Origin of the sequence: Ruegeria sp. ANG10 (genome assembly GCF_040705255.1) — a bacterium.
Lineage (GTDB): Bacteria > Pseudomonadota > Alphaproteobacteria > Rhodobacterales > Rhodobacteraceae > Ruegeria.
The window spans coordinates 533641-547085 of sequence record NZ_JBFCVU010000003.1 but is presented as its reverse complement, the minus strand read 5'-3'; the positions used below and the strand labels follow the sequence as shown (position 1 = coordinate 547085).

Below are 13445 nucleotides of genomic sequence, written 5' to 3'. Positions count from 1 at the left end.
CGCATCAGGAGAGCAAAGACGCGCGTCATGGCGAAGATACCGTCGTTGAAAAGCATTCAGGCCTTCGAAGCAGCCTGCCGGCATCTGAGTTTCAAGGATGCTGCCGATGAATTATGCGTCACTCCGACTGCCATTTCCCATCAGATCAAATCGCTGGAGGATCAACTTGGGGTACCCCTGTTCCACCGGCTGACCCGCGCCTTGAAATTGACGGAGGATGGGGCCAATTACGCGCCCCACATTATTGAGGCCTTCAAGAACATCGAAGCCGCCTCTCTCGCGCTGGAGGAAGACGACCTTGCGGGCACATTGACAATCTCAACCACCGGGTCCTTTGCCGCCAACTGGCTGAGCCCGCGGCTGCGAGGCTTTTACGAGAAATACCCGGAGATTTCGGTAAGGGTTCTGTCAAGCGATCAACTGGTGGATTTCAAATCCAGTGATGTGGATGTGGCCATTCGGTATGGCTTTGGCGATTATCCTGACAGCAATGTGGCTTGGGTCTTGAATGACTGGGTAGCCCCTGTCTGCAGCGTGGAAAAGGCGAAGTCACTGAGTTCCCCCGAAGAGCTTCTGAAGTCTCGTCTGATCGAATACCAATGGAGCGGGTTTTCCGATGCGGATCCGAGTTGGGAGCGCTGGATGGACGCGGCTGGCTTGCAGACTGGTGATGTCGAGCCCTATGTCACTTATTCCGAGGAACACATCTGCCTGCTGACGGCAAGCGATGGTCATGGTGTGGCCCTGGTCAGCCTTTTGGCCGCCGCGCGTTTTCTGGAACGTAATATGCTGGTCGCCCCCTTTGATACGGCATTGAAGAACAAGAGCTATTTTCTCGTCTGCCCGGAAACTTACGCCAATCGTGCACGCGTTCGTGTGTTCCGGGAATGGCTATTGGACCAAGCAGATGAGTTCCGCGACAGCGCCGTCGGTCAAAGGTTTTTTGAAGATTAGCGCGTCCGCAACGATCTAATCCGTCGCTTGAATTTTTGTCATTTCTAAATTGCCGAGAAGCATGCGTTTCTGAACCCCTAACCAGGAGTTCTTGCACATGCAAAGTTTTGACCCTTCCCAACCCCATGGTTTCAATCAAACTCTGGAAAGCACGGTCTCTGCCGACGGCGTCCCGGTCATTGCACAACGGTATACAGTGCCAGCACGTTGCGGTGCCGCGGTGCGTTTGACAGCCGGGCAGACATTGACCATCACCAATCCGACCGGCTGGCAAGTCTGCGATTTCTGGGCGTTCAATGCGGCAGAGCTGCATGAATATTTGTCTATGCCGCATGTGCATACGGATCTTCTGTCTGTTTTCCCAAAGGTTGGTGACAGGTTGGTCAGCAATCTGCGCAATCCTCTTCTGACGCTGACCCAAGACACATCGCCGGGTGTGCATGACACAACGGTCGCCGCTTGCGATGCCAACAGGTACAAGCAATTGGGCGTTACAGATTACCACGACAATTGCGCCGACAACTTGAGGCAGGCCTTGCTTGCTATCGGGAAAAAAGCACCGCATGTGCCAGCGCCCTTCAATCTGTGGATGAACGTCCCAGTTCACCCTGATGGCAGCCTTGCCTGGGCTGCGCCGGTGTCAAAGGCGGGGGATAGCATGACATTCAAAGCTGAGATGCCAGTCTACGCCGTGATGTCGGCCTGCCCGCAAGATATCACTCCAGTCAATGGGGACGAAGGCAAACCCAGCGCGCTGGAATTTGTTGTTCATGACGGCTAATGGCGGCGACATATTTTCTGCCCGCTGGATCATCGAAGATGCCGTTCACAGTCACAACGACTTCGCGCTTTATGTTCTAGACGGCAGAATAGGTGGGTTGGCGCCTCAGGCAGTATTAAAGTCACGTTATCCCAGCGCAAGGGTGCACTCGGACACAAACACGGCAATCCTGCCCGGGTTTGTGAATGCGCATCACCATTGCTATGGGGTGAACCTGATCAACCAAGGGATACGGGATGACCTGTTAGAGCCTTGGATTTTCGCCTCCGCTGGCGCAGCCGACGTTGCGCCGCGCCTAGCCACCGAATACGCGGCAATGCGCTTGCTGAAGAATGGGGTAACGGCTGTTGTGGATGCCTGCAGCGCGGGTCAGACAGCGGCCATTGCCGAAGCGAAGATAAGGGACAAAATCGCCGTATATAATGGGCTTGGCCTGTCCTGTGCCATCGCGCCGGGCGAGAGATGGCGCAACCAGCTTGTGCATCCATATGGGCAAAGCCAGCCGTTTCTGAACACTTTGCCCGAGGTTCTGCGATGCAAACTGCAACGCCAGCACGTTGCGCGCACACGTATTGAACCGCAAAGCTTTGTGCGGCTTCTGTTCCGGATGCATTGCGAATACGTGGCTTCTGAATGCGCTGATGTGTGGTTTGGCCCCACGGCACCGCATTGGACGGGCCGAGAGACCCTGCGCGACATCGCCAGGGAGGTTCGCGAAAGCGGCCAGCGCATTCACACCCATGCCGAAGAGTCTCGGCTGCAGCACCTGTCGGCTACAGCCTGGAGTTTTAAGGGCGCCATCGCAGAATTGGGCAAAGCTGGCCTGCTCACTGACGGCTTGTCTTTGGCGCATATGGTCTGGGTAGACGAAAAAGATCTGGCGCGAGTGGCCGAGGCGCGCGCGCATATCGTGTGTAATCCTAGCTCCAATTTGCGGCTGCGGTCCGGCATCGCACCCGCGCCATTGATGAAGCGGATGGGCATCAACCTCGCACTGGGGATGGATGGGACCAGCCTGGCAGGCGATGACGATATGTTCGCCGAAATGCGTCTGGCGCAAAGCCTCTATTGGTCAAGTGATCGGGCGAACCCCAGCCTGACCGCGAAGGATGTTTTCGACATGGCCACTATGGGTGGCGCGCGTTTGATGGGTATGGATCACAGCATCGGAAGCCTGTCCGTCGGCAAACGCGCCGACTTTGTGATCCTGCGACTGGACCGTCTTGAAGGGCCTTGGTTGGACCCCGGCATTGATCCGGTTGAGCTGTTGGTCAGCTCGGCAAAATCCACGGATATCCATAGCGTCTTCACCGGCGGACAACTGGCCGTTTCACACGGCGAGGCCAAAAAGTGCGACGAAAAGACAATTCTTCAAAACATCACCGAAGTCATGCAGCGCGCCGCGGATCAAAGGCTGAGCGCCAGTGAATATGCCGCCGTCAAATCCGCATTGCAGCGCTGGTATGACGATTGGCTAACGAACAACGCCCCGCAATTGTGACAGAGGAGCAAGACCATGCAGAAGAAGATAATCTGGCCAAACGGCGCGCGATGCGCCTGTGCGATCACCTTTGATATCGATGCGGACAGCCTGATCCATATCGCAAAGCCGGTCGACGGGCATGATCGCCTCTATCCGATTTCCATGGGGCGCTACGGGCCGACGGTTGCCATCCCTCGGATTCTAGAAACCTACAAACGTCTTGGGCTGAGACAGTCTTTCTTCGCCCCCGGATGGGTCGTGGAGCAATATCCAGATGCTATGCAAGCCATCCTGAAAGATGGTCATGAAATCGGCCATCATGGCTATTTGCACGAAGACCCGACAAATCACAGGGCGTCTGAACAAGCCTATTGGTTTGAACGCGCGCTGGAGTCACATAAGCGGGTTCTGGGCAATGTGCCAAAAGGCTATCGCGCACCGGTTTACAATGTGACGCAAGCGGTCATCGACCTGCTGAACAAGCATGAATTCGACTATGACAGTTCGCTGATGGCGGATGATGTACCATATCTCATGCGATCCGGCGGGCGGACTTTGGTCGAACTTCCATCGCATTGGGGGACCGACGACTGGCCGCAATTCGCCCATTTTGAGGAGATCGGCTACATGATGCCCGTCGCCGGGCCACGCGCCGGGCTGACCCCATTTTGGGAGGAATTCGAAGCCCAATACGAAGAAGGTGGCTTCTGGATCGGCATCTGGCATCCCTTCCTGACCGGGCGTTTGGCGCGATGGCGGCAGGTGGAAGACTGGATGGAAACCATCTTGGAGAGGGGTGACGTCTGGTTCGCCACTCTCGGAGAGATCGCGCAGCACGTGCGCGCGCAATATGAGGCAGACCGGCAAAGCGTACGGGTTGAAGAACTGCCTTATTATCAGGCTCCGGTCCTGACGGCATGAATATCCTTCAACGGGCGCGCGACTTCCTGGCTTCCCTCGACATGCAGCGCGAGGTATTCCTTAGCGTTGCGCCAGATAGACTGTTGCAGGATGCCCGATCTGCCGCCGCGCGGCGGGCCGCAGGGAGGCTGCTTGGCCCGTTGGACGGCCAGTTTCTTGCAGTGAAGGCCAATATCGACGTGCAAGCGCTCCGAAGCCATGCGGGATCTTTGGCCATCGATCCTCAACCAGCAGACAATGACGCCCCGATCGTGGCCAGGCTCCGTTCTGCGGGCGCGATCATTCTGGGCCATGTGAACATGTCGGAGTTCGCCTTCTCCGGGCTCGGAGTTAATCCGCATTTCGGCACCCCTCTGAATGCGTTGGACAGCACAATGGTGCCTGGCGGTTCCTCGAGCGGATCGGCATCAGCCGTTGCCTTGGGCTTGGCCGACATCGCCTTGGGCACAGATACCTCCGGCTCCGTGCGCATTCCGGCCGCCTGTCAGGGCCTGGTGGGGTTTCGCCCAACTATGGACCGCTATGAAGGCGCCGGGATTTTACCTCTGGCACCTTCTCTGGATACGCCAGGCTCACTCGCTTTAAACGTCAGTCAGATATGCGCTGTGGATTGTGTTTTGTCGGATTGCAAAGAAACCGGGCACGCCTGCCGTCAAATTCTGTGCCTGAGGGAAGATGCCCTCGTGGGATTTACGCCTGAAATCAAGACAATGTACGAACAGGTCTTGCAGCATTTGTCCGAGCACGGCGTCGAATTGGAAAGGGTTGATATCCAAAGTTTTACTCGTGTCACGGAGGTCTTCCAAACCTATGGAACGCTGGTGAGTGCCGAAGCCTTTCGTCTTCTGCCAAGTTTGGTCGGAGACCAGCAGGCCAGACTGGACCCAAATGTGCAGGATCGCCTTGCTCAGGCGGCTTCAATCCTTGGCACAGATCTGCAGGCATTGCTGGAAATCCGGCGGGCCCTCATCCCGGACTTTGGCAGGGAACTGGAAGGGAAGATGCTGCTTTACCCGACATTGCCGTCGTACCCGCCGTCTGTTCAGGCCGTGACCCGCGATAAAGGGGTCTTTGTACAGGAAAACGCCCTTATCCTGTCGGTATCGATGAAAGCCGCTTTCCTCAATGCGCCAACAATTTCCATTCCATTTGGAGAACGGAAACCGGGGAGCAGCCTATCCTTGAGCGGCGGTGCAAACAGAGACGCGGATGTACTTGCGACGGCGTCTCATTTGGAGAAGATTTTTTCAGCGATTAGAGATGGCTGAGGTCAGTTCACTCTATTCAGAATTCTCTTCATTTGTACCTGCGCGTCTCTGGCGTCACCTTTGAATGGTTCATTGCAAACTGACTAGGTGACAAGATGACCACAATCCTGAGAATTGACGCCAGCGTGCGCCGCACCGACAACCCTGTTGCGGCCTATAACTCCATTTCCCGTGCTTTGGCGGACAGTTTCGTGGAAGAATGGAAAACGGTTGATCCGAACGTCGAAGTTATTGTGCGTGACGTCGGAATGACCCCGCCGGATTTCATTTCCAACGACTGGATCGCGTCCGTCTTTACAGCAGAAGAGGAACGCACTCCTGAACAAAGCGCTTTGGTCAGCTTGTCTGATACGCTGATTGACGAGCTCGACCGTTCCGACATCCTTCTGATTTCGACGCCCATGTACAACTACGGCATGCCCGCAGCCCTGAAGGCTTGGTTTGATCAGATCATCCGGATCAACAAGACATTTACGTTTGATTTGGCGCGCGGCGACTTCCCCTTGGAACCGATCATGTCCGGCAAAACACTGGTGCTGCTGACATCGGCTGGCGAATTCGGCTTTGAGGACGGTGGGATTCGCAATGACTCGGGTCACCTTTCTGCGCATATCAGCACATTGCGCAAGTACCTGGGCGCAGAACGCATGTTCGAAGCTGCGGCTGAGTACCAAGAATTCGCTGATGAGCGTCATGAAGCTTCGGTCACGTCGGCTCAGGCCCAGGCACGTCACATTGCGCGTGAGCTTGCCTAACCGTTAACCAGTTTATGGAAAGTAGAACCTGATGAAATGAACAGGTTCTACATTTCCAACTGGTCACAGCTCAAATTGTGTGAGGCAGGTGGTTGTGTCCTGCGCCCTTACTTGAGTGGTTCAAGTCGCTAAAGATACGAAACGGCAGCGAATGTAGTTGTAAACCTCATTTCGGATTGGCAGACAGTTTTAGCCAATTTCTTGAATCGACATCCCCTTATTCGAACTCCTGGTTCGAAAGCGGACTTTGCTACGATGCGTTTGAATGGTAGATTTGTCCGCTCAGCAGTCATTCACTGAGTTCTGCTGAACGCGGTCGCGCCGACGATATTCTTTTCACCTTTGACGGCTTGGATGTTTGAAGACACCGATGAAGCGAAGGCAGTGCGCGATGGCTTCTTAAAACGACACACCTTCAAGCTGACTCGGTCCAACGCTCAAGCCGAGTTGCGCGGATTTGGCGCGGCATATTGTGCAGCCTTACTGGCTTAGCTGAGATTGGTTTAAACTTGTCTGAAAGCACCGCTTAGACTGTTTCGAATTTGTCCTACTGCGACCTCTTTCCATGTTGTCCTACATTTAGGACTCCGCTTTCGTTCACCTCTGCGTAAACGCCCATATCCATGTGGCCCAATTGTTTTCGAATTAGGAACGGGATTCTCAGGTCTCGTTCGGCTGTTTCTGGGTTAACTTCAGTAGCGGCGCATCTTTTTGTTCGCGAGATTATTTTTAGTTTCACATCGCCAAACGCCAAAGTAGAGCCAACAGAGTCCAACTCGGAAAACGGTGGTAGCCCGTCCAATTCAATATTCGCGCGAAACCTTGCCGGGTGTAATTTCACGTTTAGCTGTCTACTAAGTGCGTCGACAGAAGCTAGGTTGAGAACGGAAATAGCGTTCATCATTTTTGGCGACACGACCGAAACGTCCGTAAATCGATGTGGGTAAGACGAGACAAACACTGGCGGCTCGGGGTCTCTTAAATCGAGTGTGTTGTAGAGGAAAGTTGCCGCGTCCCTTTGCGCCTTAGGCTCACGCATTTCGAAGCGGTGAATTCTCCTTCCTACCTTAATTTCCAGCAGTTGAGTTCGAGTGTCGAATTTGGTTTGGAGGCCGGCCAGACCTGCTTCATTCAAAAGCACAACAAAGCGGTTTTTTTCTAACGGTTTCGGATCTAGGGGGTCGAAACCGGAATTGTAGCGAGCAAAACCGAATAGGCGGTCACCAGGAATGCCTTCTCCCGCCTGCAGGTTAACGGTACTTAGTGGTTCAGGGCTCAAACCTTTGATAGGGTAGCGGTTCATCCGTACAATGGTGAGTTCGTTCATTCGTGGGATCCTGATTTGTCGAGATTTTCCCGCGGTGGGGCTAGCTAGCGCCCTTTAAACTATCCCGCGTTAGCTCCTTGGTTGAACGGCAAGAATTTGGTTTCGGCACTATGATAGGTGGGTTCGGGTTGGCAATCTAAAGCCGTCGGCGTCTTGATTTGAAGCATAGACGCGTTCGATCTCGAATTTCTTCTCCCTTTTCGCACGATGAATCTGAGGAAGTGGGTCGGTGAAATATGCAATAAAAGCAAATTACTATTGGCCATTATCAAAGTGAATTTAGCAGTTCTGAGGTACGAACCTCAAAAATTTCTGGACTTGAGGTGCGTACCTCAAATAGCCTTGGAGGTATGCCGCGATTCGCACATCCTCGATTGGCGGCGCAAAAAAGGGAGGAATGGATGACTTACACAAAACTGGCCTCGGCCAGCGCAATAGTCCTTGCCGCTACTACTCTTTCTACTAAGGCAAATGCTGAAGATCTGACACTGTGTTGGGCGGCATGGGACCCGGCCAACGCGCTTGTCGAGCTATCAAAGGAATTCGAAGCAGAATCCGGCCACACGATGAATTTCGAGTTTGTTCCTTGGCCAAATTTTGCGGACAGGATGCTGAACGAACTGAACTCAGGCGGTAAGCTCTGCGACCTGCTGATTGGTGACAGCCAATGGATCGGCGGTGGAGCTGAAAACGGTCATTATGTCCAACTGAACGACTTTTTCGACGCTGAAAGCATCAGCATGGACGACTTCGCACCTGCCACAGTTTACGCTTATTCAACCTGGCCCAAGGGTACACCAAATTACTACGCGCTGCCTGCGATGGGTGACGCAAATGGTTGGTTCTATCGCAAGGATTGGTTCGAAAACCCTGAAATCCAAGCCGCATACAAAGAAGCAACTGGTCAGGATTTACGCGAGCCCGAGTCCCAAAAAGAACTATTGCAGATCGCCCAGTTCTTCCAGGGCCGTGAGATCGACGGCAAGACAGTGTATGGGGCTGCAATCTTTACCGAGCGCGGCTCGGAAGGGATCACCATGGGTGTCACCGGGGCGCTGTATCCGTGGGGTTTCAAATACGAAAACACTCCTGGCTCATATGATATGGAAGGTGCTGTAAACTCACCGGAAGCGGTTGAGGCTTTGGAATTCTACAAAGAGTTCTACAAAACGGCGACACCTCCGGGATATACTAACTCTTACATGGGTGAGAGCTTAGACGCTTTTAAGTCCGGTCAGGTCGCCATGGCTATGAACTGGTTCGCGTTCTTCCCGGGTCTTTATGCCGATCCCAATACCGGCGGTGACAAGATCGACTTCTTTGTGAACCCACCGCAAAATCAGGCGGGCTCAACACTGGGCGGACAAGGAATTTCTGTTGTCAGCTACTCTGATAAACAGGACGCCGCACTTGAGTACATAAAGTGGTTCGCGCAGCCAGAAGTTCAGGCCAAATGGTGGGAGCTTGGCGGTTACTCGGCACATAACTCAGTGTTGGAAGATCCTGGTTTCGTGGATAGCCAGCCCTTCGCCGGTGACTTCCTCGAAGCGATGGCTGGCGTACAGGATTTCTGGCAGGAGCCTGCGTATGCGGAACTGCTGCTGGCAATGCAGAAACGCATCCACGATTACGTGGTTGCCGATCAAGGCACGGCTCAAGAAGCGCTTGATCTTCTAATCGAAGACTGGACGGAAGTCTTCGAAGACGAAGGCAAGCTGTAACCAGGGCGTAGGCAGGAGCGGGCGCAAAACCGCTCCACCAATACCCGCGAGTCCGAAACCGACAAGAACTGGCCAAGAAATGTCTGACAGGACCATAGACCGCGTTGCGCAAGCAACGCCCGTGCGAGTTGCGCGCAAAATCAGGGGATTATCGGATCGGGCGATCGCCTGGATTTTCATCTCCCCTACGATTTTCCTGCTGCTTGCAATCAACATTTTCCCGTTGATCTGGACGATCCAGCTTAGCTTTACGAACTACAAAGCCAATCGGATTGGGCGTGAGGTCAAAGACGTTGGTTTCAGGAACTACGAGCGTATCCTGACGGACTCTGACACCTGGTTGAATATGCAGGCGACGGCGCACTTCCTGTTCTGGACGATCTTCTTCCAGGTGTTGATCGGATTCACGCTGGCGTGGTTGATCAACAAGAAATTTAAAGGCAACGACCTTTGGACAACGATCATCGTGCTGCCGATGATGCTGTCTCCTGCAGTCGTCGGGAACTTCTGGAAGTTCCTCTACCAGCCGCAGATCGGCCTTTTCAACTACATCGTGTCGTGGTTCACCGGCAAAGACCCCTCTAGCTTTGAGATGCTGGGCTCAGTGACCCTAGCCCCATGGGCGATCGTGATCGTTGACACTTGGATGTGGACTCCCTTTGTGATGCTGATTTGTCTGGCCGGGTTGCGTAGCATTCCCGACTATATCTATGAGGCCGCCGAGATCGACCGGGCCAGCAAACTACGGCAGTTTTTCACGATCACCATCCCGATGGTGCTGCCGTTCCTTATGCTCGCAGTACTGTTTCGAGGGATCGAGAACTTCAAGATGTTCGACCTGGTGGTTCAGCTAACCGGCGGCGGGCCGGGGTCTGTTACGGAACTCACCTCGATCAATCTCAAGCGGGAGGCGTTTGAGAAGTGGCGTACAGGTTATGCCTCGGCCTATGCGATCATCCTTTTCGTCACCGTGTTCGGCCTTGCGTCGATCTACGTCAAAGCCTTGAACAAGGTGAAACAGAGATGAGCAGTTTTTCCGTCACCGAACCTTCGAACCGGTCCAAGTGGATCGCAGGTTTTCTGGTTATCGCTTATGCACTGATCACGATGATCCCGCTGGTGTGGATTTTGCTGACTGGCTTTAAGTCCCCAGCCGATGCCATCAGCTATCCGCCCAAAGTGGTCTTTGACCCAACGCTCGAAGGTTATGTTAACCTCTTCACCACACGCACGCGGCAGACGCAGGAATTTCTGGAGTCCAACCCGCCGCAGAACTGGGCTGATGAAATCGTGCGCCAATACGACATGGTAATCGTCGGGCCATCCAAGTTCGGTGAGCGGTTCATGAACTCGGTGATAATCGGGTTTGGATCGACGTTTCTAAGTATTTTCCTTGGCACCTTGGCTGCATATGCGTTTAGCAGGTTCAAGGTGCCGCTCAAGGATGACCTTCTTTTCTTCATTCTCAGTACGAGAATGATGCCCCCGGTTGCGGTTGCTATCCCGATCTTCTTGATGTTTAGAAACCTTGGCCTCAGCGACACGCATCTGGGGATGATCCTGCTCTATACGGGGGTGAATATCTCGCTGGCGGTTTGGCTGCTGAAAGGGTTCATCGACGAAATCCCGCGAGAGTACGAAGAAGCAGCTCTTATTGACGGCTACACCCGGTTTCAGGCGTTTTACAAAGTTGTGCTGCCACAGGCTGCCACGGGTATCGCGTCAACCGCGATCTTCTGCCTGATCTTTGCATGGAACGAGTATGCGTTTGCAGTTTTGCTGACATCCGCAAATGCGCAAACTGCGCCGCCCTTCATTCCAACCATCATCGGGATCGGTGGGCTGGATTGGCCCGCAGTTGCCGCTGGCGCCACGATCTTCCTGATCCCGGTTATGATTTTCACCATCCTGATGCGTAAGCACCTGTTGCGCGGGATAACCTTCGGAGCAGTACGCAAATGAGCGATTTTCTATCAGGATTAATGCGATTGCGCCGAGGCCCATGGGAGATGGTCGCGACCATCCTCATCGCGGTCGGAGTGTTCATGTTAATGCAACCGTTCGTCCTTTGGGCATTCACCTATTCCTTCATCGTCACATTGATCGGAACCGTCATGTTCATCATCGTCAGCCATTTTCCGGAGTAGAAATGGCCCAGATCATTGTCAAAAACGTAAAAAAGATGTTCGGCGATTTCACCGCTGTCCGCGAAAGTTCGTTCACGATTGAGGACGGTGAGTTTTTCATGCTGCTGGGGCCATCCGGTTGCGGAAAAACAACGACATTACGGATGATCGCGGGCTTGGAACTTCCAACATCTGGCGAGATTTACCTCGACGGTGAAGAAATCAGTCAACGGCCACCTTCAGAGCGAGACATTGCCTTCGTGTTCCAGATGTTCGCGCTGTACCCGCATATGAACGTGCGTAAGAACATCAGCTATCCGTTGATTTCGCAGGGGATGCCACGTGCCGCGGTCAAAGCCAAGGTAGAAGAAGTCGCCGGAATTCTGGGGATAAAAGACATTCTTGACAGCCCCGTTGGAGGGCTTTCGGGAGGAGATAGACAACGGGTAGCGCTCGGGCGCGCGATTGTGCGCGAACCCAAAGCCTTCATGATGGACGAACCTCTTGGCGCACTGGATGCAGAGTTTCGTGAGCATATGGCTGAGGAACTGCGCGCCCTGCATGATCGTATGGGCGCGACCACGGTGTATGTCACACACGACCAGTTGGAAGCTATGCAGATGGGCGACAAAATCGTGGTGATGAACAATGCCGTAATTGAGCAGTTTGGCACGCCTCAGGAAATCTACGACAAGCCAGCGACAATGTTCGTCGCAGACTTCATTGGGTCTCCGTCAATGAACTTCTTACCGTTTCAGGGTAAGGTCGCGCCCGGCTCTGAATCTGTCCGGCTCAACGGGCACGATGAGGCTGTTCCCAAACTGATGGAAGGGGCTGAGGGTGATCTGGTCTTTGGTGTCCGACCCGAGCATGTGTTTCTATCTGACGTAAGTGGCTACCGAGCCAAAGTTCTGGCAGCGGAATATCTGGGGACAACCCAGATCGTGACGCTGCAGAGCCCGAATGGCGAGCTGAAGGCACGGATAGATGCGCGCGAAACGGTAAGTCCAGGCGAAACTGTGGGCCTGGAGTTTCGATCTCCGACAATCACGCTCTTCGAGCAGTCCACAGGTAAAGCCCTCAGCTCTGTTCTGAACAAGGAGGTGCTTGGCCATGGCTGAAGTCGTTCTGGAAAAAATCTCTAAGTCCTTCGGCAGCCTGAAGGCAGTCGACAATATCTCGATGACGATCCCGGACGGTGCCTTTGTAGTACTACTGGGTCCAACAGGAGCGGGAAAGACGACCACGCTGAGGTTGATTTCAGGGCTTGAGAAACTGGATTCCGGTTCAATTCGCATTGCTGGCCGGGACGTCGGGCTTGAAACGCCCGCGCAGCGTGATGTGGCGATGGTGTTCCAGCAATACTCTTTGTACCCGCACATGACGGTGCGCGAAAACCTGTCGTTTCCGCTGCGATCTCCGATCCTCAAGACGCCGGAAGATGAGATCACCAAGAAGGTGGATGAAGTCGCAGAAATTCTACAGATCCCGCATAAGCTGGACAACAAAGCCACCGAACTGTCCGGGGGCGAAATGCAGCGAGTGTCAATTGGGCGAGCGCTGGTGCGTGATCCACAGATATTTCTCATGGACGAACCGCTCAGTTCGTTGGATGCCAAGCTGCGGGCGGATTTGCGTGTGGAGCTAAAAAGAATTCAAGCGGATCTGGGGTCCACGCTTTTGTATGTGACCCATGATCAGGTCGAGGCCATGACGATGGCTACGCATATCGGTGTGCTGGAAGAGGGCAGGTTGGTGCAATACGGCACGCCTCGAGATATCTATGAAAACCCCCGCAGCGTCTACGTCGCGAGCCGGTTGGGTTTGCCGCGCATCAACATTCTGCCATCCAACTTGTTTGGCGGGGATCACAAAGGCCCTCAGATTGGCATGCGTCCCGAGAATATCGTGGAAGGCGAGGGCAGTGATGCTCGTGTGATCCGCGCCGAACACCTTGGTGACCAGACGCGATTGCACTTGGATTTGAATGGCCACACGGTCGTCACCTTGATTGATGTTCATCAGGATTACCCTGCCGGGCGAACGATAAAAATTCGCCCGCATAACCCCTTGTATTTCGACGCCTCCGGTGCGCGCGTGGCTTAAGGA

The 13445-nt window shown here is 54.0% G+C and carries 13 protein-coding genes; 12 read left to right on the top strand and 1 reads right to left on the bottom strand.

Features of this window, described 5'->3' with window-relative positions; genetic code table 11:
* Positions 1-27 precede the first annotated feature (27 nt).
* The 6 genes from gcvA to AB1A64_RS09750 all read left to right on the top strand — a co-directional run bounded on the left by gcvA (position 28) and on the right by AB1A64_RS09750 (position 6162).
* Positions 28-954, top strand: a complete 927-nt coding sequence (gcvA, locus tag AB1A64_RS09775) for a transcriptional regulator GcvA (RefSeq protein WP_366551229.1) — start codon at positions 28-30, stop codon at positions 952-954.
* A gap of 97 nt (positions 955-1051) precedes the next feature.
* Complete coding sequence (locus AB1A64_RS09770) at positions 1052-1735, top strand: urea carboxylase-associated family protein (protein ID WP_366551228.1); 684 nt, start codon at positions 1052-1054, stop codon at positions 1733-1735.
* Positions 1725-3236: an amidohydrolase family protein gene (locus tag AB1A64_RS09765; protein ID WP_366551227.1), complete on the top strand. Its 1512-nt coding sequence runs from the start codon at positions 1725-1727 to the stop codon at positions 3234-3236. The genes AB1A64_RS09770 and AB1A64_RS09765 overlap by 11 nt, the downstream gene beginning before the upstream one ends.
* 15 nt (positions 3237-3251) lie before the next feature.
* Entirely contained in the window at positions 3252-4139 is an 888-nt protein-coding gene (locus tag AB1A64_RS09760; protein ID WP_366551226.1) for a polysaccharide deacetylase, read from the top strand.
* Positions 4136-5407, top strand: coding sequence for an amidase family protein (locus tag AB1A64_RS09755; protein ID WP_366551225.1), 1272 nt, complete (start codon positions 4136-4138; stop codon positions 5405-5407). The genes AB1A64_RS09760 and AB1A64_RS09755 overlap by 4 nt, the downstream gene beginning before the upstream one ends.
* A 95-nt stretch (positions 5408-5502) precedes the next feature.
* A complete protein-coding gene (locus AB1A64_RS09750) occupies positions 5503-6162 on the top strand; it encodes an NAD(P)H-dependent oxidoreductase (RefSeq protein WP_366551224.1) in 660 nt (219 codons plus the stop codon).
* Between the two features lie 547 nt (positions 6163-6709).
* On the opposite strand, the gene AB1A64_RS09745 is transcribed toward AB1A64_RS09750, so the two are convergent.
* Complete coding sequence (locus AB1A64_RS09745; protein ID WP_366551223.1) at positions 6710-7489, bottom strand: MOSC domain-containing protein; 780 nt, start codon at positions 7487-7489, stop codon at positions 6710-6712.
* Positions 7490-7890: 401 nt separating this feature from the next.
* Between AB1A64_RS09745 and AB1A64_RS09740 the strand changes: the two genes are divergently transcribed.
* The 6 genes from AB1A64_RS09740 to AB1A64_RS09715 all read left to right on the top strand — a co-directional run bounded on the left by AB1A64_RS09740 (position 7891) and on the right by AB1A64_RS09715 (position 13442).
* Positions 7891-9210, top strand: a complete 1320-nt coding sequence (locus tag AB1A64_RS09740; RefSeq protein ID WP_366551222.1) for an extracellular solute-binding protein — start codon at positions 7891-7893, stop codon at positions 9208-9210.
* Between the two features lie 79 nt (positions 9211-9289).
* Positions 9290-10237: a carbohydrate ABC transporter permease gene (locus AB1A64_RS09735; RefSeq protein WP_039524930.1), complete on the top strand. Its 948-nt coding sequence runs from the start codon at positions 9290-9292 to the stop codon at positions 10235-10237.
* On the top strand, positions 10234-11172 hold the full coding sequence (locus AB1A64_RS09730; RefSeq protein WP_366551221.1) for a carbohydrate ABC transporter permease: 939 nt from the start codon (positions 10234-10236) through the stop codon (positions 11170-11172). Before AB1A64_RS09735 ends, AB1A64_RS09730 begins: the two co-directional genes overlap by 4 nt.
* The gene (locus tag AB1A64_RS09725; RefSeq protein WP_366551220.1) at positions 11169-11357 is read left to right on the top strand and encodes a hypothetical protein; all 189 of its coding nucleotides are present in this window, start codon (positions 11169-11171) and stop codon (positions 11355-11357) included. The genes AB1A64_RS09730 and AB1A64_RS09725 overlap by 4 nt, the downstream gene beginning before the upstream one ends.
* 2 nt (positions 11358-11359) lie before the next feature.
* Positions 11360-12457, top strand: coding sequence for an ABC transporter ATP-binding protein (locus tag AB1A64_RS09720; protein WP_366551219.1), 1098 nt, complete (start codon positions 11360-11362; stop codon positions 12455-12457).
* A complete protein-coding gene (locus AB1A64_RS09715) occupies positions 12450-13442 on the top strand; it encodes an ABC transporter ATP-binding protein (protein WP_366551218.1) in 993 nt (330 codons plus the stop codon). The genes AB1A64_RS09720 and AB1A64_RS09715 overlap by 8 nt, the downstream gene beginning before the upstream one ends.
* The last annotated feature ends 3 nt before the right edge of the window (positions 13443-13445 follow it).

Excerpts from the sequence above, each read along its gene's own strand:
- AB1A64_RS09745 (WP_366551223.1), bottom strand. The coding sequence starts at position 7,489 with ATGAACGAACTCACCATTGTACGGATGAACCGCTACCCTATCAAAGGT.
- gcvA (WP_366551229.1), top strand. The coding sequence starts at position 28 with ATGGCGAAGATACCGTCGTTGAAAAGCATTCAGGCCTTCGAAGCAGCC.
- AB1A64_RS09755 (WP_366551225.1), top strand. The coding sequence starts at position 4,136 with ATGAATATCCTTCAACGGGCGCGCGACTTCCTGGCTTCCCTCGACATG.
- AB1A64_RS09735 (WP_039524930.1), top strand. The coding sequence starts at position 9,290 with ATGTCTGACAGGACCATAGACCGCGTTGCGCAAGCAACGCCCGTGCGA.
- AB1A64_RS09740 (WP_366551222.1), top strand. The coding sequence starts at position 7,891 with ATGACTTACACAAAACTGGCCTCGGCCAGCGCAATAGTCCTTGCCGCT.
- AB1A64_RS09730 (WP_366551221.1), top strand. The coding sequence starts at position 10,234 with ATGAGCAGTTTTTCCGTCACCGAACCTTCGAACCGGTCCAAGTGGATC.
- AB1A64_RS09715 (WP_366551218.1), top strand. The coding sequence starts at position 12,450 with ATGGCTGAAGTCGTTCTGGAAAAAATCTCTAAGTCCTTCGGCAGCCTG.
- AB1A64_RS09760 (WP_366551226.1), top strand. The coding sequence starts at position 3,252 with ATGCAGAAGAAGATAATCTGGCCAAACGGCGCGCGATGCGCCTGTGCG.
- AB1A64_RS09720 (WP_366551219.1), top strand. The coding sequence starts at position 11,360 with ATGGCCCAGATCATTGTCAAAAACGTAAAAAAGATGTTCGGCGATTTC.
- AB1A64_RS09725 (WP_366551220.1), top strand. The coding sequence starts at position 11,169 with ATGAGCGATTTTCTATCAGGATTAATGCGATTGCGCCGAGGCCCATGG.
- AB1A64_RS09750 (WP_366551224.1), top strand. The coding sequence starts at position 5,503 with ATGACCACAATCCTGAGAATTGACGCCAGCGTGCGCCGCACCGACAAC.
- AB1A64_RS09765 (WP_366551227.1), top strand. The coding sequence starts at position 1,725 with ATGACGGCTAATGGCGGCGACATATTTTCTGCCCGCTGGATCATCGAA.
- AB1A64_RS09770 (WP_366551228.1), top strand. The coding sequence starts at position 1,052 with ATGCAAAGTTTTGACCCTTCCCAACCCCATGGTTTCAATCAAACTCTG.